This window comes from Curtobacterium sp. YR515 (assembly GCF_900113095.1).
GTDB lineage: Bacteria > Actinomycetota > Actinomycetes > Actinomycetales > Microbacteriaceae > Curtobacterium.
The window spans coordinates 493559-515755 of sequence record NZ_FOOD01000003.1 but is presented as its reverse complement, the minus strand read 5'-3'; the positions used below and the strand labels follow the sequence as shown (position 1 = coordinate 515755).

17 protein-coding genes and 1 tRNA gene are annotated in these 22197 nt (G+C 71.4%); 4 read left to right on the top strand and 14 right to left on the bottom strand.

What is annotated here, in order from left to right:
* Positions 1-5: 5 nt before the first annotated feature.
* The gene (locus BM028_RS10600) at positions 6-1004 is read right to left on the bottom strand and encodes a TadA family conjugal transfer-associated ATPase (protein WP_092386415.1); all 999 of its coding nucleotides are present in this window, start codon (positions 1002-1004) and stop codon (positions 6-8) included.
* Between the two features lie 604 nt (positions 1005-1608).
* On the opposite strand from BM028_RS10600, the gene acs reads away from it, so the two are divergent.
* Positions 1609-3597, top strand: a complete 1989-nt coding sequence (acs, locus tag BM028_RS10595; RefSeq protein WP_092386413.1) for an acetate--CoA ligase — start codon at positions 1609-1611, stop codon at positions 3595-3597.
* Positions 3598-3675: 78 nt separating this feature from the next.
* Here the strand turns inward: acs and BM028_RS10590 are convergent, their stop codons facing one another.
* On the bottom strand, positions 3676-4137 hold the full coding sequence (locus tag BM028_RS10590; protein WP_092386411.1) for a RidA family protein: 462 nt from the start codon (positions 4135-4137) through the stop codon (positions 3676-3678).
* A complete protein-coding gene (locus tag BM028_RS18525) occupies positions 4134-4292 on the bottom strand; it encodes a Sp36 family protein (RefSeq protein WP_022907077.1) in 159 nt (52 codons plus the stop codon). Before BM028_RS18525 ends, BM028_RS10590 begins: the two co-directional genes overlap by 4 nt.
* A 50-nt stretch (positions 4293-4342) precedes the next feature.
* Between BM028_RS18525 and BM028_RS10585 the strand changes: the two genes are divergently transcribed.
* The 3 genes from BM028_RS10585 to BM028_RS10575 all read left to right on the top strand — a co-directional run bounded on the left by BM028_RS10585 (position 4343) and on the right by BM028_RS10575 (position 8025).
* Positions 4343-6904, top strand: a complete 2562-nt coding sequence (locus tag BM028_RS10585; protein ID WP_092386409.1) for a transglycosylase domain-containing protein — start codon at positions 4343-4345, stop codon at positions 6902-6904.
* Complete coding sequence (locus BM028_RS10580; RefSeq protein WP_092386407.1) at positions 6901-7857, top strand: metallophosphoesterase; 957 nt, start codon at positions 6901-6903, stop codon at positions 7855-7857. Before BM028_RS10585 ends, BM028_RS10580 begins: the two co-directional genes overlap by 4 nt.
* A 94-nt stretch (positions 7858-7951) precedes the next feature.
* A tRNA-Pro gene (locus BM028_RS10575) sits at positions 7952-8025 on the top strand.
* A 177-nt stretch (positions 8026-8202) separates the two neighbouring features.
* Here the strand turns inward: BM028_RS10575 and BM028_RS10570 are convergent.
* The 11 genes from BM028_RS10570 to BM028_RS10520 form a co-directional block, all read right to left on the bottom strand.
* Positions 8203-9246, bottom strand: a complete 1044-nt coding sequence (locus BM028_RS10570; protein WP_092386405.1) for an LLM class flavin-dependent oxidoreductase — start codon at positions 9244-9246, stop codon at positions 8203-8205.
* A gap of 130 nt (positions 9247-9376) precedes the next feature.
* Complete coding sequence (locus BM028_RS10565; protein ID WP_071295952.1) at positions 9377-10003, bottom strand: thymidine kinase; 627 nt, start codon at positions 10001-10003, stop codon at positions 9377-9379.
* A complete protein-coding gene (locus BM028_RS10560; protein ID WP_229086463.1) occupies positions 10003-10704 on the bottom strand; it encodes a response regulator transcription factor in 702 nt (233 codons plus the stop codon). The genes BM028_RS10565 and BM028_RS10560 overlap by 1 nt, the downstream gene beginning before the upstream one ends.
* The gene (locus BM028_RS10555; RefSeq protein WP_092386403.1) at positions 10691-11929 is read right to left on the bottom strand and encodes a hypothetical protein; all 1239 of its coding nucleotides are present in this window, start codon (positions 11927-11929) and stop codon (positions 10691-10693) included. The genes BM028_RS10560 and BM028_RS10555 overlap by 14 nt, the downstream gene beginning before the upstream one ends.
* The gene (locus BM028_RS10550; protein WP_070418406.1) at positions 11926-13149 is read right to left on the bottom strand and encodes a sensor histidine kinase; all 1224 of its coding nucleotides are present in this window, start codon (positions 13147-13149) and stop codon (positions 11926-11928) included. Before BM028_RS10550 ends, BM028_RS10555 begins: the two co-directional genes overlap by 4 nt.
* A gap of 170 nt (positions 13150-13319) precedes the next feature.
* Positions 13320-14483, bottom strand: a complete 1164-nt coding sequence (locus tag BM028_RS10545; RefSeq protein ID WP_092386401.1) for an Rv2578c family radical SAM protein — start codon at positions 14481-14483, stop codon at positions 13320-13322.
* Positions 14484-14529: 46 nt separating this feature from the next.
* On the bottom strand, positions 14530-16017 hold the full coding sequence (locus BM028_RS10540; protein WP_092386399.1) for a malate:quinone oxidoreductase: 1488 nt from the start codon (positions 16015-16017) through the stop codon (positions 14530-14532).
* Between the two features lie 93 nt (positions 16018-16110).
* Positions 16111-17163 carry an aspartate-semialdehyde dehydrogenase gene (locus tag BM028_RS10535; RefSeq protein ID WP_092386397.1) on the bottom strand — a complete coding sequence of 351 codons (1053 nt, stop codon included), beginning with the start codon at positions 17161-17163 and terminating at the stop codon, positions 16111-16113.
* A gap of 17 nt (positions 17164-17180) precedes the next feature.
* On the bottom strand, positions 17181-18446 hold the full coding sequence (locus tag BM028_RS10530) for an aspartate kinase (RefSeq protein ID WP_070418403.1): 1266 nt from the start codon (positions 18444-18446) through the stop codon (positions 17181-17183).
* 131 nt (positions 18447-18577) lie between these two features.
* Positions 18578-19177: a recombination mediator RecR gene (gene recR, locus BM028_RS10525; protein WP_070418402.1), complete on the bottom strand. Its 600-nt coding sequence runs from the start codon at positions 19175-19177 to the stop codon at positions 18578-18580.
* Positions 19177-22152, bottom strand: a complete 2976-nt coding sequence (locus BM028_RS10520; RefSeq protein WP_092386395.1) for a DNA polymerase III subunit gamma and tau — start codon at positions 22150-22152, stop codon at positions 19177-19179. Before BM028_RS10520 ends, recR begins: the two co-directional genes overlap by 1 nt.
* Positions 22153-22197: the final 45 nt, after the last annotated feature.

Here is a 22197-nt window from a genome sequence, read left to right as displayed (position 1 = left end):
CCGTCTCACCGCGACCGGTCCACCGGACGGACCACGAGCCTCCCGTCCGGACCGACGCGGAACGCACCCACCGCGCCCAGCCGCCGCCGACCGGCGTGCCGCTCGACGTGCACCACCAGGTCGAGCGCACTGACCGCCTGCCGGGCGAGCGCCTCCGGCCCGAGCCCGGCGAGCGCACCGAGTGCCTCGAGCCGTGCCGCCACGTCGGCGATCCCGTTGGCGTGCACCGTCCCCGCTCCCCCGTCGTGCCCGGTGTTCAGGGCGGAGAGGAGCTCGCGGACCTCGGCGCCCCGGCACTCCCCGACGACGATGCGGTCGGGTCGCATGCGGAGCGCTTCGCGGACGAGCCGGTCGAGGCCGAGCGCGCCGGCGCCCTCGGCGTTCGCCTGCCGGGCCTCGAGCGTGACGACGTGCGGGTGGTCGATCCGGAGTTCGGCGACGTCCTCGACGGTGACGATCCGCTCGTCGGGCGGGACGGCCGCCAGCATCGCGGCGAGCATGGTGGTCTTGCCGCTCCCGGTCGCGCCGGTGACGAGCACGTTGCGGCGCTCGTCGACCGCTCGCTCGAGGACCGACCGAGGGACGCGCGCGAACGCTCCGAGCGCCTCGAGCGACTGCAGGGTCGGCCGGGTCGGCGCGGGCAGTCGGATCGAGACCGCGGTCCCGCCGACGGAGACGGGTGCGAGCACGACGTGCACGCGGATGCCGTCGCCGTGGCGTACGTCGACGCAGGGCGTGGTCTCGTCGACGTGCCGCCCGCCCCGTGCCACGAGTTCGGTCGCGAGTTCCCGCACCCGCCGTTCGGGCAGCTCGGGTCCGGCTCGTTCGAGCCCGCGCCCCCGGTCGACCCACGTCCCGCGGCCGCCGACCACGAGGACGTCGGTGACGCCCGCGTCGCCGACGAGCGCGGCGAGCTCCTCGAACTCGGCGGCGACGACGTCCCGACTCCGGATCGGTCGCGTGGCGCCGGGCAGGAACGGGGCGTCGGCACGGTGTCGGTGCATGCGACCAGAGAGTAGGGAACGGCCGTCGCCGCTCGGAGGTCCGCTCCACCTCCTGTGGAGAGCTGCCCGCTCGGCGAGCAACGGACCGTTTTGTACCCCGGCACGCAATGCCGTACCCCACTCGGTGTCCCTGCGTCGGAACACCCGCACGCCACGGCCCACCGAGCGGGGCCGAGTCCGGTTGTGCAACACGTGTCGAAGAAACCGATGCGCCGTTCCATGCAGGAGCATGGACAGGTCTGTCCACGCTTCGGCATGCCCGCGCGGATCGACGCGTGTCGCCGACCCCGAGCGCGGTCGACCGTGGCACGAACCGGCCCGGAAACGAGAAGAGGCGGCACCGGTTGGGGGGAACAGGTGCCGCCTTGACATCGGTGGATTGGGGGGAATCCGAACCGTTGCCGCCGGAAACGAGTCCAGCGGGAACTACTGTACCCCATGATCGGCCTCCGGAAGCAACCCCCGGATGGACTTCTGGGCGTGCCGCGGTGCACGCCCAGAGCGAACAGGACCGCCACGGCCGCACGCGCCCCCGCCGACCCGCGCCCATGCCGAGGGGTAGTCTCCGACTGCACCCCTGCCGCAACGACGCGAAAGGACATCGATGTCCGCTCCGACCCAGACCGACCCCCGCAACGACGGAGCCCCCGGCAGCCCGGACACCCCGGACGCCGGCCGAGACGCCACGTTCCCCCCGTCGCCGGAGTTCGTCGCCGACGCCGTCGCGCACGAGGACCTGCACGAGGCCGCCTCCGCCGACCGCGAGGCGTTCTGGGCGGACCAGTCCCGCGCGCTCCTCGACTGGCGGACGCCGTTCACCCAGAACCTCGACTGGTCCGGAGCCCCGTTCGCGAAGTGGTTCGCCGACGGCACGCTCAACGTCGCCGAGAACTGCCTCGACCGGCACGTCCGCGCGGGCAACGGCGACCGGGTGGCGATCCACTTCGAGGGCGCTCCCGGGGACACCCGACGCATCACCTACGCCGAGCTGACCGCCGACGTGCAGCGCGCCGCGAACATGCTCACCGACCTCGGCGTCGGGCAGGGCGACCGCGTCGTCGTCTACCTCCCCCTCATCCCCGAGGCCGTCGTCACGATGCTCGCCGTCGCCCGCATCGGCGCCGTGCACTCGGTCGTGTTCGGTGGCTTCAGCGCCGAGAGCCTCCGCGCCCGCATCGAGGACGCCGGCGCGAAGCTCGTCGTCACGGCCGACGGCGGCTGGCGCCGTGGCGCGGTCTCCGCGCTCAAGCCCGCGGTCGACGAGGCACTCGAGGGCGAGGGCACCGACAGCGTCGAGCACGTCCTCGTCGTCAAGCGCGGCGGCAACGACATCGCCTGGAACGAGCGTGACCTCTGGTGGCACGACGAACTGGCGAAGGCGGACCCCACCCACGAGGCGCAGGCCTTCCCCGCGGAGACGCCCCTCTTCATCCTCTACACCTCGGGCACGACCGGGAAGCCGAAGGGCATCGTGCACACCTCCGGCGGGTACCTGACCCAGGCGGCGTACACGCACAAGAACGTGTTCGACATGCACCCGGAGAAGGACGTCTACTGGTGCACCGCCGACATCGGCTGGATCACCGGGCACTCCTACGTCGTCTACGGTCCCCTCGCGAACGGCGTCACGCAGGTGCTCTACGAGGGCACCCCGGACGAGCCGAAGCCCGGCCGCTGGTGGGACATCGTCGACGCGTACGGCGTCACGGTCCTCTACACCGCGCCGACCGCGGTCCGCGCTGCGATGAAGGCCGGCCGCGCGGTCCCGGAGTCCCGCAGCCTCGAGACCCTCCGCCTGCTCGGCAGCGTCGGCGAACCGATCAACCCCGAGGCGTGGAACTGGTACCGCCAGGTCATCGGCCACGACCGCACGCCCATCGTCGACACGTGGTGGCAGACCGAGACCGGCGCCATCATGATCTCCGCGCTCCCCGGCGTCACGAAGCTCAAGCCCGGTGCCGCCCAGACACCGCTGCCCGGCATCGTCGCCGAGATCGTCGACGACGACGGCCACCGCGCCGACCCCGGCGAGAGCGGCTACCTCACCATCACCGAGCCGTGGCCGTCGATGGCGCGCGGCATCTGGGGTGACCCGGACCGCTTCGTCGAGACCTACTGGTCACGCTTCCCCGGTCGGTACTTCGCGGGCGACGGCGCCCGGCTCGACGGCCAGGGCGACATCTGGATCCAGGGTCGGGTCGACGACGTCATGAACGTGTCGGGACACCGCCTCTCGACGGCCGAGATCGAGTCGGCCCTCGTCGGGCACGAGGGCGTGGCCGAGGCCGCGGTCGTCGGTGCCGCCGACGAGACGACCGGGCAGGCGGTCGTCGCCTACGTCATCCTCACGTCGGAAGCGGCGGCCGACGTCGACCGCGAGTCGGCCGCCGCGGAGCTCCGGAACTGGGTGGGCAAGCGGATCGGCGCCATCGCGAAGCCCCGGCAGGTGGTGATCGTGCCCGAGCTGCCGAAGACACGCTCCGGCAAGATCATGCGTCGCCTGCTCCGCGACGCGGCCGAGGGCCGTCGCATCGGCGACACGACCACGTTGGCGGACCCGACGATCATGGCGACCATCTCGGAACTCATGTAGCAGGAACGACGCGAGCCGCGCCTCCTGTCCGATCGGACTGGAGGCGCGGCTCGCGTGACGTGCGCTGCTGACGGTCCGTCAGTCGGTGAGCTCCACCACCAGCTCCACCTCGACCGGCGCGTCCAGCGGGAGCACGGCGACGCCCACCGCGCTCCGCGCGTGGACGCCGGCGTCGCCGAACACGTCGCCGACGAGCGTCGACGCGCCGTTCGCGACACCCGGCTGCCCGGTGAAGGACGCGTCGGACGCGACGAACACCGTGACCTTGACGATCCGGGCGACCCGTTCGAGCGAACCGGCGACCGACTCGACGGCGGCGAGGGCGTTGAGTGCCGCCACCCGCGCCTGGGCGGTGGCGGTCTCGGCGTCGACCGCGCCGCCCACCTTGCCGGTGACCGGCAGCGAACCGTCCACGAACGGCAGCTGACCGGCCGTGTAGACGTACCGGCCGGTGACGACGGCGGGCACGTAGGCCGCGACGGGGGCCGCGACCGCCGGCAGGGTCAGCCCGAGCTCGGCGAGCCGGTCCGCGACGGTCATGCGTCGGCCTTCGGGCGCTTCAGGTAGGCGACGAGTCCGCCCTCGGGGCCGGTGACGACCTGGACGAGTTCCCACCCCTCGTCACCGAAGTTGTTGAGGATGGCGGTGGTGTTGTGGATGATCAACGGGGTCGTGAGGTATTCCCAGCGAGTCATGGAGATCCTTGCCAGCCTTTCAGTCGGCGGTGTCGTTTAGGCTGCATTCTATGTCTGCCCAGAAGACGTCTGCCTCGCGGACCAAGCCCGTCTCTGCAGTCGGCGCCTTCGTCGGTTTCGTCGGTTTCAGCGTGCTCGCCGGTCTGCTCGTCACGATCGGTGTCACCCCGGCCATCGCGGTCGCCGGTGTCACGACGACGTCGACGATCGGCGTGTTCGAGTCCCTGCCGGAGTACATCGAGATCGGTGACCTCCCGCAGCGCAACGAGCTGTACGCGTACCAGGGCGGCAAGAGCGTGCACTTCGCGACGGTCTACGACCAGAACCGTCAGGAGCTGAAGTTCGACCAGATCAGCGACCAGCTGAAGAACGCGGCGATCGACGGCGAGGACAAGCGCTTCTACGACCACGGCGGCGTCGACATGACCTCGCTCGTCCGTGCGGGCGTCGGCTCCCTCGCGGGCGGCCTCGGCGAGTCGGGCGGTGGGTCGACGCTGACCATGCAGCTCGTCCGCAACATCAAGATGAACCAGGCGCTCGAGCTCACCACTCCGGAAGAGCGTCTCAAGGCGTACAACGACGCGGTCGAGCAGACCATCCCCCGCAAGCTCGAGGAGATGAAGCTCGCCATCGGGCTCGCGAAGAAGTACACCCACAAGGAGATCCTCACCGGGTACCTCAACATCGCGTACTTCGGCGACCAGACCTACGGCGTGCAGGCCGCCGCGCAGCACTACTACAACAAGAGCGCGACCGACCTGACCCCGGCCGAGGCCGCCTCGATCCTCGCGATCGTGCAGTCGCCGAACACGCGCAACCTGTCGAACCCGAAGTACTACGACGCCAACGTCGCTCGCCGCAACGTCATCCTCAAGTCGATGTACGCGCAGAAGCACCTGACGAAGGCCGAGTACGACGAAGCCGTCAAGTCGAACCCGAAGGACTACGTCCACCTGACGCAGCCGTCCCAGGGCTGCAAGGCCTCGGTCGGCGACGGCTCGCAGTTCTTCTGCGACTACGCCGTGCAGGTCGTCAAGGAGATGTCGCAGCTCGGCGCCACCCAGAAGGAGCGCGACGCCGCCTGGCGCAACGGCGGCTACAAGATCCAGACGACGCTCGACATCGACGCCAACGCGCAGCAGAAGCAGGTGCTCAACACCTACGACAACAAGGCCGAGACGAACTTCAAGCTCGGCGCAGCGCTCGACTCGGTCGAGGTCGGCACGGGTCGCATCCTGACGATGGCGCAGAACAAGGACTACGACCAGTCGCTGCAGTCCCCGCCGACGTCGACGTCGATCAACTACAGCGTCGACAAGAAGTACGGCGGCGGCATCGGCTTCCAGGTCGGGTCGACCTACAAGCTCTTCACGCTGCTGCAGTGGCTCAAGGCCGGCCACGGCCTCAACGAGACCGTGAACGGGACGCCGCACAACACCGCCGTCTGGCAGCACTGTGGCGAACCGAGCTACACGAACTGGGCGCCGAAGAACGACTCCGCGGGTGAGAACGGCAACTACACCGTCGCCCGTGCGACCGCCCTGTCGGTGAACGCAGCGTTCGCCTCGATGGCCGCCAAGCTCGACCTCTGCGACATCAAGCAGACCGCGCAGGACCTCGGCGTGCACTCCGGTGACGACAAGACCGAGCTCAACTCGTACCCGTCGTCCATCCTCGGCACGAACAACATCGCGCCGCTGACGATGGCCGCCGCGTACGCCGGCGTCGCCAACAACGGCACCTTCTGCGAGCCCATCGCGATCGACAACGTCACCAACGCCGAGGGCAAGAGCCTCGGCGGCCAGCCGAAGGCCTGCAAGCAGGTCCTCGACCCCTCCGTCGCGCAGACCGCGGTCTACGCGATGAAGGGCACGATCTCCGGCGGTACCGCGGTCGGCGCCCAGACCTACGACGGCACCCAGCTGTTCGGCAAGACGGGCACCACCGACGACGCCGACCAGATCTGGCTCGTCGGGTCGAGCACCCGCGTCGCCACGGCCTACTGGCAGGGCAACACCGACGGTGGCAAGAACAACCTCCGTCACTACGGCAACGGTGTCAGCGGCACGTACGCGAGCGCCCGTGCGGACGTCTGGCGGCAGGCGCAGACCCCGATGAACGCGCTGTACCCGGCCGGTGCCTTCACGGACCCGTCGTCCTCGGCCCTGCGCGGCAACGCGAAGGCCGTCCCGGACGTGACCGGCAAGACCGCTGCCGACGCGAAGGCCGCGATCGCCGGCGCCGGGTTCACCTACGTGGACGGCGGCGCGCAGCCGGGCTCCGCGAAGGCCGGCACCGTCTCGTCGACCTCGCCGTCGGCCAACTCGCTGCTCTCGAGCGGTTCGAGCGTCACCGTCTACACCTCCGACGGCTCGCAGATCGTCATGCCCGCGATCGCGGGAGCAACGCTGGACACGGCGCGATCGAAGCTCAACGAGCTCGGGTTCTCGAACGTGAGCATCTCCGACTCGTACGTCAAGGGCGGCGCCGGCAAGACGTGCCGTGTGGCCTCGGTCGACCCGGGCGTGCACGCCGCGGCGAGCAAGGACTCCGCGGTGACGCTGACCCTCTACGGCGACAAGAACGGCAAGGCTCCCAAGGACTGCAAGTGAGTCGCGGTCGCGCTGCGCTGGGGGTCATCGCAGCCGGCGCGGCCTTCGGTGCCGCGTCGGCGGCCTGGGGCACGCTCGTCGAGCGACGTCGGTTCGGCATCCGGTGGGAGACCATCCCGGTGCTCCCGCCGGGGTCGCGCGACGTCACCGTGCTGCACCTGTCCGACATCCACATGGCGCCGTGGCAGGCCGACAAGCAGCAGTGGCTGCGTGACCTGAGCCTCGTCGAGCCCGACTTCATCGTCAACACCGGCGACAACCTCGGGCACCCCACGGCCAACGCTGCGGTGGAGTACGCGCTCGAGCCGTTCCGCGGCGTCCCCGGGGCGTTCGCGTACGGGTCGAACGACTTCTACGGGCCGACGCCGCGCAACCCGCTCAAGTACTTCGGCGGTCCGAGCACCCACAAGCACGGCACCCGTCCGGTCGAGCTCGACATCGACCGGCAGACGGCGTTCTTCGAGTCCCTCGGCTGGCTGGACGTGAACGACCAGGCACACGCCATCGAACTCCGCGGGTCGCGGTTCGAGCTCTTCGGGACGTCGGACGCCCACCGCGACTGGGACCGGCTCGACCTGCTGCCGACCAACGTCGACGAGATGCGCGGCGACGTGCCCTGGTCGGAGGACGAGGACGGCCCCTCCCCCGTCGCCCTCGGCATCACCCACGCGCCGTACCGCCGGGTGCTCGACGCCTTCGTCACCCAGGGCGCCGACGTCATCTTCGCCGGGCACACCCACGGCGGACAGGTCCAGGTCCCCGGCGTGGGTGCCCTCGTCACGAACTGCGACCTGCCGCGTCGGTACGTCAGCGGGCTGCACAAGTGGCAGCACCGTGGGCACTGGTCGTGGCTCGAGGTCTCTGCGGGCCTGGGCACGTCGATCTACGCGCCGGTCCGCTTCGCCTGCCGACCCGAGGCCGTCGTGGTCACCCTGACCGCCCGCACGGACTGAACACGACGCGCCCGGGAGTTCGCCGGATGGTCACGACCACCCCCGATCATCGGATAGACTTCTGGGGTTGCTCCGGTACGGAGTGACCACACCGCGGGGTGTGGCGCAGCTTGGTAGCGCGCCTCGTTCGGGACGAGGAGGTCGCAGGTTCAAATCCTGTCACCCCGACACTGTGTTGAGACAGTACGAAGAAGGCCCTGGTTCTCCGGAACCAGGGCCTTCTGCCTTGCGTGGGGTGTCGGCCGGGGGCGCTCGCGCGTTCGTGAGCAGAAATGGTCGGGTGGCGTGCGGCGACCCGACCATTCCTGCTCACGAAGTGGCCGCGGGCAAGCGCCCGCGGGCGCGTCAGACCGCGGCGCCCTCCCCCGCAGCCACGAGCCGCCCCTCCGCGTGCAGCCCCGCCACCACGTCGAGCGCCTGGTGCCGGTACCGCGCCTGCGCCGCGCCAGGAGCGACGATCACGCCGTTCGCCCCGGTCGACGCCACGAGGGCGTTGATCTTCGCCGCGACCTCGTCCGCGGTGCCGTACGCCTGACGCTCGGTCCGTGCCTGGATGAACCGCCGCTCGAGGTCGCTGAACTCGTACGCGCGGGCCTCCTCCATGGACACCGGCTCGGGCTTCGCGCCCTGCCGCATCCGGATGAACGAGATCATGCCCGGGGCACTCTGCTCGTCGATCACGGCGGGGTCCTCGTCGGTGACGACCTGCACGCCGATCAGCGCGTTCGGGGTCTGTCGGAAGCGCGACGGCCGGAAGGAGTCACGGTAGAGCGCGAGCGCGGCCTCGGTGTTGTCCGACGCGAAGTGGTGCGCGAAGGCGAACGAGACACCGAGGGCACCGGCGACCTGCGCGCTGTACCCGGAGGACCCGAGCAGCCAGAACTCCGGCACGTCGCCGTAGCCCGGCACCGCTTGGATCCTGGCGAGGGGGTTCGCGGGGTCCATCCCGGTGAAGAAGCCGATCAGGTCGGCCAGCCGGTCGGGGAAGTCGTCGACGTCGAGCCGGTCGGTCCGGCGCAGCGCCATCGCGGTCGCGCCGTCGGTGCCCGGGGCACGCCCGAGGCCGAGGTCGACCCGGTCGCCGTAGAGCGCGCGGAGCGTGCCGAACTGCTCGGCGATGACGAGCGGCGCGTGGTTCGGGAGCATGACGCCGCCGGAGCCGATCCGGATGGTGGACGTCGCGGCACCCACGGCGCTGAGCAGCACCGCCGGCGCGGAGGACGTGATCCCCGGCATGCCGTGGTGCTCGGCGACCCAGAAGCGCTCGTAGCCGAGCTTCTCGGCGTGCACCGCCATGTCGATGGAGCCCTGCAGGGCTTCGGTGTTGGACTGACCGTACTCGCGGGTCGCCAGGTCGAGGACGGACAGGTGCACGGATGCGTCGCTCATGCAGTCGCCAACGCCACCCGGCCGACGTGCATTCCGCACCGCGTTCGGGCCTGGAGGCGCGGGTCGGCGCCGACCCGCGCCTCCAGTCCGGCAGACGGTCGCGTCTGCACGAGGCGGGCCGGCGGCCCCGTCAGTCGCCGTCGAGGCGTCCGCCGGACTCCGTGAGGTAGCAGTTGGCGCACAGCGACTCGTAGGTGACGTCGACGCCGTCGATCGCGACCTGCGATCCGTCGAAGACGAACCGTCCGTCGACCTTGCGGGCGTTGAAGACCGCCTTGCGGCCGCAGCGGCAGATCGTCTTGAGTTCCTCGAGCGAGTGCGCGACCTCGAGCAGCCGGGCGCTGCCGGGGAACGCCTCGGTGCGGAAGTCCGTCCGGATGCCGTACGTGATGACCGGCACCTCGTCGAGGACGGCGATGCGCAGCAGGTCGTCGACCTGGCGGGGCGTGAGGAACTGCGCCTCGTCGACGAGCACGCAGCTGACCGGCCGGACCATGCCGTCGAGCCGGTCCGACTCGGGGTCGGTGGCACCGGCCTCGGTGACCGCCGCGCGGACGTCGGCGTCGGGCGTGAACACGATGTCGACGGTGCGGGTCACCCCGAGCCGCGAGACGATCTCACGGTCGCCCTTGGTGTCGACCGACGGCTTCGCGAGGAGCACCCGGTGACCGCGTTCCTCGTAGTTGTAGGCCGCCTGCAGGAGCCCGGTGCTCTTGCCGCTGTTCATGGCGCCGTAGCGGAAGTAGAGCTTCGCCACTACGCGAGGAACCCGTCCTCGGCCGCACGACGGATGAGGTCGGACTTCTTGGACGCGGGCCGGCCGACCTTGCTGTACTTCTCGCGCACGCGGCGCAGGTAGGTCTTCGCGGTCTCGTACTGCACGTTCATCTGCGCGGCGACCTCGTTCGTCGAGTAGCCCGACACGTACAGGCGCAGCGCTTCCTCTTCGCCGTGGCTGAGCTTCGGCCGCTGGTGCGCGTTCGCCCCGGTCGGCAGCGGACGCCAGTCGCGCTGCGGCGGGGTGTCCCGCGCGACGCCCATGATCTCGCGCGCGACGTCCATGACCTCGCGCATGGGGAGCGACTTCGACAGGAAGGCGGCGGCGCCAGCGGCGAGAGCACGGTCGCGGGACTCTCGGCTGTCGACGCTCGACAGGACGATGACCTTGGCCCCGGCGGCACGGCAGGTGCGCACGCGGGCCTCGATCGAGACGGGTTCCTTGAGCTGGAAGTCGAGGAACACCAGGTCGGTCGGGAAGTTCTCGCTGTGCACCATCTCGAGCCACGTGTGGGCCGTCAGCGCGAGGTCGAAGTCGAACGCGTTCACCGCGATCCAGCTCGACAGGCTGTCCAACAGCACCTCGTGGTCGTCGAGGATCGCCAGCCGCACGCGTCGTGTCCCCGGGTTCGGGACGGCGGGCGCACCATCCGTGATCCGGCTCGGGTCAGTGCTGGTCATACGAGAACCTTAGTGCGAGGGCGGAGGGTCGGACCGCGACGTCCAGATCGGGGAACGTCACGCGGAGGACCGCGAAGTAGGGGTCGAAGGTGCGGTGGATGCCGACGTCGGAATCGGCGACGGCGAGGTCGATCGCGACGGTCACGCTGCGGCCGGTCGCGGGCGGCTGCGCGGTGCCGGTGGTCCGCTCGTCGCCGCCTATCCCTCCGTCCGAGTCGCCGGTCGCCCCGTCGTCCGTCCCCGTCCGTCGGATCGTGGCGCGGAACCCGGCGGGGTCGACCGTGGAGGCACGCAGTGCGGCCCGCAGGAACGTCCGGACGACGGTGCGCTGGTCGGCGTCGAGGGTGGCGATGAGCCCGTCGGGGTCGTCGACGACGGCGTCGGTACCCCCGTCGGTGCGGACGGCCTGCTCGAACCAGGTCCGGTCGGCGTCGGCCACCATCGAGCGCCGGATGCCGTCGGCGATCGACCGGGCCCGGGCACGGTCGGCGTCGGTGATGACCTCGCGCGTGCGGAGCTCGGCGAAGAAGGGTGCGACGTCGCGGGCGAGGATCGTCGAGCGGTCCTGCTGCACGCTGGCGTCGATGCCGTCGCGCTCCGCACGCTCGACCGAGTACGACCCGGCACGGATCTGCACGCGCTCGGCGAGCCCGGCGAACGTCCACGCGAACACCGCCGAGGCCGCGGTGAGCACGAGCGTCGGCGCTGCCGCCAGGAACGCCGCGACGCCGATCGGGACGTGGTGCGGGAACGCCCACGCCGCGATGCCCCACGAGACCCCGGTGACGACCGCGAGCAGCAGGCCGCCCAGGGCCAGGTCCGTCCAGGGTCGGTACGGCGCCGTCATGACGATGCCGGTCGCGGCGAGCAGGGACATGAAGTCGTTCAGTGCGCTGCGGTCCGGGCCCCACTGGGCGGCGACGCTCGTGATCGTCGCCGCGGCGAGGAGCAGCACGTGCACCACGAACGCCCAGCGCGGGAACGGTGCGCGGAACGGACTCGACGCGACGAACACGACCGCTCCGGAGGCCGCGACGAGCAGCACGGTGAGGGCGCTCAGGGTGGGGCTGCCGACGACGTCCCGGTCGAAGACGGACACGAACAGCGCCCACAGCACGCCGCAGGCGCCGAGCACGATGGCCAGCGGGCGGGACCCCATCGCGCCGAGCGGGTCGTACTGCTGCGCGGTGCGGCCGGCGTCGCGGGCGGGACCGGGGCGCGTCACCGGCCGACCTCGGACCCGGCGTTCGGCACCGGGGTCGTCCCGGTGACCGCACCGTACGGCACGGACATCATGACGCTCGTCCCCGAGCCCGGCGACGACCACACCTGCACGTCGCCGCCGACCCGGCCGATCCGCTCCCGCACGGATCCGCGCAGGCCCATCCGGTCGGGGCTCGTCGTGGACTCGTCGAAACCGCGCCCGTCGTCGACCACCATGACCGTGCACGCCACCCCGTCGTCGAACACGCTCACTTCGGCCGCGTCGGTTCCCGCGTGCTTCCGGACGTTCGCCAGGCACTGGCCGACGGCACGGAGGATCGCCGTCATCGCCGCCTGGTCCAACCGGACGAGGGCCGCGGGGTCACCGGTGACGGTCACCGTGAGTCCGAGCGCCCGGTGGTCGTCGACCATCTGCTCGAACGCGCGCACCGCGGCACCGGGTTCGGCGCGGGCCGGGCGGGCCCCCGGCGCGAGCCACTCCTTGCCCGTGAGCATCGCGACGTCCGCCTCGACCGTGCGGGCGAGCTGCGGGTCCATCGGGCCGTCGGGCGCGAGGGCGATCGCACCGAGGTGGTTGAGGACCGTGTCGTGCAGGATGGCCGCCGCCTCGGCCTCGACCCCGGCGCGGTACGCGGAGACGTGCTCCTCGCGCGCGGAACGGAGCAGCTCGGGCTGCACACGCTCGGAGCGGGCGGTGTTGCGGCTCGTGATGAGCACGAGGGCGATGACGAACGCGAGCGTCACCCACGCGAGCACGAGGGGGTGCGTGGGACCGCCCGCCTGCGCGATCGCGATCGACGTCGCGACCCGACCGACCAGGAACCCGGCGATCGACCACAGCGCCACCCGCCCCGCGACCGCGCCGGCACCGCCCACCAGCACGAGCGGGATGATCGACAGGGAGAGCAGGTACGAGGCGACCCACCCGGCGGGGACCTCGCGTTGCACGACCACGGCGAACCACCACGCGCACACCCCGCCGACGACGAGGAACGCGACGGCCGACCGCCACGTGCCGAACTGCACGTGGACGGCGATCATGCCGAGCATCGGGACCAGCGCCAGCACGGCACCGATCACCCGGACGTCCGGTTCGGCCAGGCGGTAGAGCACCAGGGCGATCGCGGCGGCGGCGAGCGAACCGATCGCCGCGGCGTGGAAGGCCCGAACGGTCGACCACGCGTTCACTCGCGGAGCGAGGTGCGTGGGGATGCCGAGCACGGGTGGGGGTCCTTCCGGACGTGGGGGAACGCCGCCCACGATCCAACCACGGTTGGTGCGACCGTGTACCCCGATTGTCGGAGTGATCGGCGACCCGCTCGATGATACCGGCACACGGGTGTTCCCGGTGTCCCCCGAACGCGGACCGACGCCCTCGTGCCCGAGGCTCGTCAGAAGAGCGTCGGCACGACCGGTGCAGCGCGTGGGACCAGGCGCTGGTCGAACCCCGGATCGGCGCGCTTGAGCGGCGAGGACGTCGGACGGGACTGCTCCTCGAACGGCGACGGTCCGGAGATCGCTCCCGCCGGCGTCGCGGGCGCTGCCCCGGGGTCGCTCAGCCGGTTCGAGAACCCCATCGAGCCCGTCGCCGGATCGACGTGGCCGAGCCCCATGCCGTGCGCGCGCAGGATCGGACGGACCCGCTCGGACAACCAGCGCCAGTAGTCCTTCGGCGCGAAGGTGTTGTCGAGGTACATCGACCGGTACCGCTCGACGAGGTCCGGCCGGGTGCGCTGGAGCCACGCGAACCACCAGGGCTTCACGCCGGGACGCAGGTGGAGTGCGGAGTACATGACGCTCGACGCCCCAGCGGCCGCGGCTCGCCCGACGGCGTCGTCGAGGTGGGCACGGGTGTCGGTGATGTACGGCAGGACGGGCATGAGGAACACGGAGCACGTCAGGCCCGCGTCACGGATGGCCCGGACCGTCGCCAGGCGCGCCGCCGTCGTCGGGGTGCCTGGCTCGACCTGCTGCTGCAGTTCGTCGTCGTAGACCGCGATCGACATCGCCAGGTCGACCGGCACCGACCGCGCGGCCTCGACCAGCAGCGGGATGTCGCGGCGCAGCAGGGTGCCCTTCGTCAGGATGCTGAACGGCGTGCCCGAGTCGGCCAGGGCACGGATCACACCGGGCATCAGCCGGTACTTGCCCTCGGCCCGCTGGTACGGGTCGGTGTTCGTGCCGAGCGCGACCGGGTGGCGGTCCCAGCTCGGCTTCGTGAGCTCGCGGTGCAGGACGTCGGCCACGTTGGTCTTCACGACGATCTGCTGGTCGAAGTCCGCTCCCCCGTCGAACTCGAGGTAGGTGTGCGTCGGGCGGGCGAAGCAGTACACGCACGCGTGGCTGCAGCCCCGGTACGGGTTGATCGTCCACCCGTACGTCCCGCTGCCGTCCGCGCTCGGGACGCGGTTCAGCGCGCTCTTGGCCAGGACCTCGTGGAAGGTGACACCCGCGAACTCCGGCGTCGTCATGCTCCGGACGAACCCGCTGTTCGACTCGAGCCCGGGGAGCGCATCGCTCCGCGAGGCATCGATCGCCTGCCCACTCCACCGCATGCAGTCATTCGAACACACGTTCGAACGACACGCAAGCGGGAACGGCTCAGTGGTGGAGTCCGAGCACCTTCGCCGTGCGCTCGAGCGTCGCGTCGGCGAGCTCCGCGTCGGACCCGAGGTCCTGCCCGTAGGTGGGCACCATCACGCGGACCGCGGATTCCCAGCGGTCCCAGCGGTCCGGGAAGCACTTCCGGAGCAGGCCGAGCATGATCGGCACCGCGGTGGACGCCCCCGGGCTCGCACCGAGCAGGCCGGCGATCGAGCCGTCGGCCGAGGTGATGACCTCGGTGCCGAACTGCAGGACGCCGCCCTTGTCCTTGTCGGGCTTGATGACCTGCACGCGCTGTCCGGCGGTGATGCGGTGCCAGTTGCCCGGCTCGGCGCTCGGCATGAAGTCGCGCAGGGCGTCGAACTTCGTCTGCTTCGAGGCGAGGAGCTGCCCGATCAGGTAGCGCACGAGGTCGAAGTTGGAGAACGCGACACTCAGCATCGGCCGGAGGTTGTGCGGCCGGATCGACTTCACGAGGTCGAAGAGCGAGCCCTGCTTGAGGAACTTCGGGCTGAAGCCCGCGTACGGCCCGAACATGAGCGAGGCGTTGCCGTCGACGATCCGGGTGTCGAGGTGCGGGACGGACATCGGCGGTGCACCGACGCTGGCCTTGCCGTAGACCTTCGCCGAGTGCTTCTGCACGACCTCGGGGTCGTCGGTGCGGAGGAACTCGCCGGAGACCGGGAACCCGCCGTACCCGCGGATCTCCGGGATGCCGGACTTCTGCAGCAGGTGGAGGGCCCCACCCCCGGCGCCGACGAAGACGAACTTCGCCGCGATGCGCTGGGTCGACCGACCGATCTCGTTGCGGACGTCGAGCACCCAGCCTTCGCTGACGGTCGAACGCGTGAGCTTCGTGACCTGGTGCGACGGCTCGAACTCGACACCGTCGATCTCGAGCTGGTCGAAGAGCTGCCGGGTGAGCGACCCGAAGTCCACGTCTGACCCGGCGGCGGAGTAGGTCGCCGCGATCGGCTGGTCCTTCTTCCGACCCGGGATGAGCGCGGGCGCCCACTTCCGGATCTGCTGCGGGTCGTCGGAGAACTCGAGCCCGGCGAAGAGCGGGTGGTCCTGCATCGCCTCGTACCGCTTGCGCATGTACTCGACGTTGTCGGCACCCCACACGAACGAGATGTGCGGCGTGGGGTTGATGAAGTTCGACGGTTCCGGCAGGTCACCGGTCTCGACGAGGTGGGCCCAGAACTGGCGCGAGACCTGGAACTGCTCGTTGACGGTCACGGCCTTGCTGATGTCGACACGGCCGTCCGACAGCTCCGGCGTGTAGTTCAGCTCACAGAGCGCGGAGTGGCCCGTCCCGGCGTTGTTCCACGGGTTCGAGCTCTCCTGCGCGACGGTGCCGAGGCGCTCGTAGACGCGGATCTTCCAGGTGGGTTCGAGCCGGTGGATGATGGCGCCGAGGGTGGCGCTCATGATCCCTCCCCCGACCAGGACGACGTCGATGGGGTCCACCTGCTTCACTGCCACCCGACAATGCTAGCGGCGTCGGCTGACAAGCCGGGCCGGGAACGCCAGGAGGCGCGGTGCCAGCTGGCACCGCGCCTCCTGGATCGCACAGGGTTACGCAGCGACCGTCCGGCGCGCGACGATCGCCTCGGCGATCTGCACCGCGTTCAGCGCGGCGCCCTTGCGGAGGTTGTCGTTGCTGACGAAGAGCGCGAGGCCGTGTCCCTCGGGTGCGGACTGGTCCGCACGGATGCGGCCGACGAAGGACGGGTCCTGCCCGGCGGCCTGCAGCGGCGTCGGGACGTCGGCGAGCTCGACCCCGGGTGCGTCGGCGAGGATCTCGGTCGCACGCTCGGGCGACAGCGGGCGCTCGAACTCGGCGTTGACCGAGATGGAGTGGCCCGTGAAGACGGGCACGCGGACGCAGGTCCCGGCGACGAGCAGGTCGGGGAGCTCGAGGATCTTGCGGCTCTCGTTGCGGAGCTTCTTCTCCTCGTCGGTCTCGCCCAGCCCGTCGTCGACGATGCTGCCCGCGAGCGGGATGACGTCGAACGCGATCGGGCGGACGTACTTGACCGGCTCGGGGAACGTCACGGCGGAGCCGTCGTGGGTGAGCGCCGCGGTGTCCTGCTCGAGCGCTGCCCGCGCCTGGCCGAGCAGCTCCTCGACGCCGGCGAGCCCGGAACCCGAGACCGCCTGGTAGGTGGTGGCGACGAGGCGACGGAGGCCGGCCTCGGTGTCGAGCACCTTGAGGACCGGCATGATCGCCATCGTCGTGCAGTTCGGGTTCGCGATGATGCCCTTCGGCGCATCGTCGATGGCGTGCGGGTTCACCTCGCTCACGACGAGCGGGACGTCCGGGTCCATGCGCCAGGCGCTGGAGTTGTCGACGACGAGGGCGCCCGCGGCGGCGAACTTCGGCGCGAGTGCCCGCGAGGCGGTGGCGCCGGCCGAGAACAGCGCGATGTCGATGCCCGACGGGTCGGCGGTCTCGGAGTCCTCGACGACGATCTGCTCGCCGCGGAACGGCAGCGTGGTGCCGGCGGACCGGGCGCTCGCGAAGAACCGGACGTGGTCGGCCGGGAACGCGCGTTCCTCGAGCAGGCGGCGCATCACGGCGCCGACCTGGCCGGTGGCGCCGACGACGGCGACGGTGAGGGTGCTCATGCGGTGCTCCTGACGGGTCAGCGGCCGGTGCCGGCGTAGACGACGGCCTCGGAGTCGGCGTCGAGGCCGAACGCGTTGTGCACCACGCGCATGGCCTCGTTGAGGGTGTCGGCACGGGTGACGACCGAGATGCGGATCTCCGACGTGGAGATCATCTCGATGTTGATCGACGCCTCGTGCAGGGCGCGGAAGAGCGCCGCGGAGACGCCCGCGTTCGTGCGCATGCCGGCGCCGACCAGGGCGAGCTTGCCGATCTGGTCGTCGTACTGGATGCCCTCGTAGCCGATGTCGGCCTTCGCGACCTCGAGCGCGGTCAGGACGCCCTGGCCCTGGTCCTTCGGCAGCGTGAACGAGATGTCGGTCCGCCCGGTGACGGCCTCGGACACGTTCTGCACGATCATGTCGATGTTCGCACCGGCGCGGGCGACGATCGTGAAGATCTCCGCCGCCTTGCCCGGGGTGTCGGGCACGCCGACGACGGTGATCTTGCCCTCGGAGAGGTCTCCGGCGATGCCGGTGATGATCGGTTCTTCCACGGTTTCCCCCTCTGCAGGGTTGTAGACGATGGTTCCCTCAGCGTTGCTGAAGGAGGAGCGGACGTGCAGGGTGACGCCGTGCCGACGGGCGTACTCGACGGCACGGATGTAGAGGACCTTCGCACCGGAGGCTGCGAGTTCGAGCATCTCCTCGCTGGTGATGCGGTCGACCTTCTTGGCCTTCGGCACCACGCGCGGGTCGGCGGTGAAGATGCCGTCCACGTCGGTGTAGATCTCGCAGATGTCGGCGTCGAGCGCCGCGGCGAGGGCGACGGCCGTCGTGTCCGAACCGCCGCGGCCGAGCGTGGTGATCTCGCCGGTCGTGCGGTTGAAGCCCTGGAACCCGGCGACGATCGCGACGTGCCCGGCGTCGAGTGCCTCGCGCACGCGCTTCGGGGTGACGTCGACGATGCGGGCCTTGCCGTGCTGGGCGTCGGTGAGCATGCCGGCCTGGCTGCCCGTGTACGACGACGCCTCGACCCCGAGGCTCTTGATCGCCATCGCCAGGAGCGCCATCGAGATGCGCTCCCCCGCGGTGAGGAGCATGTCGAGTTCACGTCCGGCGGGGATCGGTGTCACGGAGTGCGCGAGGTCGACGAGCTCGTCGGTGGTGTCGCCCATCGCCGAGACGGCCACGACGACGTCGTTGCCGGCCTTCTTCGTCTGGACGATCCGCTTCGCCACGCGCTTGATGCTCTCGGCGTCCGCGACGGACGATCCACCGAACTTCTGCACGATCAAGGCCACTGGTTGGTACTCCCGGGGACGACGGTTCCGCGACTGTCACGCGGTCTCATGATGGTAGTCGGTGTTTCGAGGATGTTGCGTCAGAGCCGGTGCAGACGCAAGGATCCTGCGCGCTACTCGGCTCCGGCAGGTCAGCCGCCGACGACCCGACGGCCCTCGAACGCGCGGCCGAGCGTGACCTCGTCGGCGTACTCGAGGTCCCCGCCGACGGGCAGCCCGGACGCCAGGCGGGTCGTGCGGATGCCCATCGGGACGAGCAGTCGGCTGAGGTACGTCGCCGTGGCCTCGCCCTCGAGGTTGGGGTCGGTGGCGATGATGACCTCGTCCACCGTGCCGTCCGCCAGTCGCGTCATGAGCTGCTGGATGCGCAGGTCGTCCGGGCCGATGCCGTCGATCGGGCTGATCGCGCCGCCGAGCACGTGGTACAGCCCGCGGAACTCGCGCGTCCGTTCGATCGCGGCGACGTCCTTCGCCTCTTCGACGACGCAGATGACCGCCGGCGACCGACGCGGGTCACGGCAGATGCTGCACTGCACGTTCTCGGTGACGTTGCCGCAGATCTCGCAGAAGCGGACCCGCTCCTTGACGTCCGCCAGGAGCTCGGACAGCCGGGTGGGGTCGAACGACTCGGTCTGGAGGATGTGGAACGCGATGCGCTGCGCCGACTTCGGTCCGATGCCGGGGAGGCGACCGAACTCGTCGATGAGGTCCTGCACGATGCCGTCGTACATCAGGCGCCTTCCTCGTGGAGGGAGGTCTCCTCGATGAACTGGGCGTTCAGGATCTCACGGACGACGGCCTCGCCGTAGCGGCCCGCGACGGGGGTCCGGCGGACCTGCGGGGCGGGTGCGGCGGGGCGCTGGGCCGGCGCCGGGCGCTGCTGGCTCGGCGCGGGGGCGGCGGGCTGCTGCGGTGCGGCGGACTGCTGCGAGTCCGGGTAGGGGTCGCCGTCGCCGTACGGGTCGTCGTCGAGCGGGTAGTCGTCGACGGGGACGTCCGGGCTGCCGCCCGGTGCGGCGGCCGGACCGTCGGACGGTGCGGCGGCCGGACCGGTGGACGGCGCGGCGCCCGGGCCACGGTCGACGTCGGTGTCCGGACTGCCGGGAGGCGCGGCCTGCGTCGACGGGGTCGCCTGCGGTGCGGGGGCGCCCAGCGAGGACGCGGGGCGCAGCTGTGCCGCGAGGGCCGCGTCCACCGTCGGGTCGGACGTGGTCGGGACGGGAGCGACGGGCTCACCGGTGTCGGTGGTGCCGAACGGTGCCGACCACGAGCGCTCGGCCCCGGCGGTGGGATCCGCGGCGGGGATCGTGGCGACGGCCCACTCGGTGACCGGGGCGCCGGTGGGCTCCGGGGCGGGGGTGGGCTCCGAGGCGGGGGTGGGTGCAGGGCGGGACTGCGTCGGGCGCTGGTCTCCCTGCGCGGGCGCCGCGTCCGGCCGTGCCGGAGCCGGTGCCGGTGCCGGTGCCGCGTGCTCCGACGCTGCCGCCTCGCGCGCGGCGGACTCCGGCGCCGAGGGTGCTCCCGTGGCGGATGCGCCCCCAACCGGCTCCCGCGCAGCGGACCGGTCGGCGGAGTCCCCCGCCGCCGGCTGCTCGGCGGACCCGTGCGGCTCGGCCGTCGTCGGCTCCGGACGCGCGGGAGCGGCCGGAGCCGTCTCAGTGGCCGGGTCGGCACCGGGCCGTACAGCACTCGCAGCACCGGCAGCACCGGCAGCACCGGCAGCACCGGCAGCACCGGCAGCACCGGCAGCACCCGCAGCGTCAGGGGCAGGCGCGGTACTCGGCGCCGGCTGCGCGGCCCCCTGCGGCGGCTGGGCCCCGGGCTGCTGCGGCGGTCGCTGCTGCCCCGGCCCACCGGGACCACGGGCGACGAACTTCACACGGAGCCCGAGCACGTCGACGATCGCGGCCCGCAGGAGCTCGCTGACGCTGGCGTTCGGGTCGGACATCTCCTTGAACGAGGCGACGTCCTGCTGGCTCGGGAACGTGAGGGTGAGGACGTCGTCGCGCAGCGCCGTGACCTGCGCCGTGACGACCACGGACCACGCCGAACGCTTCTGCCGCTGGACGTGCTCGACGATCTGCGGCCAGGAGTCGCGGAGCTGCTGGAACCCGACGGCGCCGATGGGACGCACGGCCGGCTCGTCGCCCGCAGCCGCGCCCTGGCCGGTCGAGGACGCGTTCGCAGCGCCCGCGGCGGGCGTCGGCGTGGCTCCGGGTGCCGGCGTGGACCCGGGTGCCGGCGTGGACCCGGGTCCGCTCGACGGAGCCTCGGGTGCACTCGGCACCGCGGCGGCCCACGAGGCAGCGGCATCCCGAGCGGTGGCACCGGGGTCGGTCGACGTCGGGGCCGGGGTGGCGGCCGGTTCGGCGGCGGCCGGAGCAGGAGCCGGCGTCTGGGCCTGGGTCTGGGTCTGGGCGGGAGCCGCGGGGGCCTGGGCCGCCCGAGGAGCGGGTGCGGCCGGCTGCGTGCTCGGCGCGGGCGCGGTGGTCGACCCCGCGGCCGGGAGCGACTCCGGCCCGGCCTGGTGCCCGCCGGCGTCCCCGACACCGATGCGTCGCTCGAGTCGCTCGACCCGGGCGAGGGCACCGCGCTGGGTGTCGTCGGCCTCGGGCACGAGCATCCGCGCGGTCATGAGTTCGAGGTGCAGCCGCGGCGAGGTCGCCCCGGTCATGTCCGTCAGCGCCCGGTTCGCGATGTCCGCCGCACGCGAGAGCCCGGTCGCACCGAAGACGCCGGCCTGCCGGGTCATCGTGTCGAGCTCTTCCGGTGAGACGCCCCGGAGGACGGCCGCGGCGCTCTCGTTGGTCGCGGCCACGACGATGAGGTCACGGAGGCGCTCGAGGAGGTCCTCGACGAAGCGACGAGGGTCCTGCCCGGTCTGCACGACCCGGTCGATGGCGGCGAACGCCGATGCCGGGTCGGCCACGGCGAGCGCGTCGACCACGTCGTCGAGCAGCGCGGCGTCGGTGTAGCCGAGGAGCGCGACGGCCCGCTCGTACGCGATCGCCCCGTCCTCGCTGCCGGCCATGAGCTGGTCGAGCAGCGACAGGGTGTCACGGACGGAACCACCGCCGGCGCGGACGACCAGGGGCAGCACGCCGGGCGCGACCGAGACCGATTCCTGCTGGCAGAGCTGCTCGACGTACTCGAGCATCGCGGCCGGCGGGACGAGGCGGAACGGGTAGTGGTGGGTGCGCGACCGGATGGTGCCGATGACCTTCTCGGGCTCGGTCGTCGCGAAGATGAACTTGACGTGCTCCGGCGGTTCCTCGACCAGCTTGAGCAGCGCGTTGAAGCCCTGCGGCGTCACCATGTGCGCCTCGTCGAGGATGAAGATCTTGTAGCGGTCGCGTGCCGGGGCGAACACGGCGCGGTCGCGCAGGTCACGGGCGTCGTCGACACCGTTGTGGCTGGCGGCGTCGATCTCGATCACGTCGAGCGATCCCCCGCCGCCGCGTGCCAGTTCGACGCAGCTCGGGCAGACGCCGCACGGGGTGTCGGTGGGGCCCTCGGCGCAGTTCAGGCAGCGCGCGAGGATGCGCGCGGACGTCGTCTTGCCGCAACCGCGCGGCCCGCTGAACAGGTAGGCGTGGTTGACCCGGTTCGTGCGCAGGGCCGTCCGGAGGGGATCGGTGACCTGCGACTGTCCGATCAGCTCGGCGAAGTTCTCGGGCCGGTAACGGCGATACAGGGCGGTGACCACGCCCCAAGGGTAGCCGGGACGACCGACACCCGATGGTCGGACCGG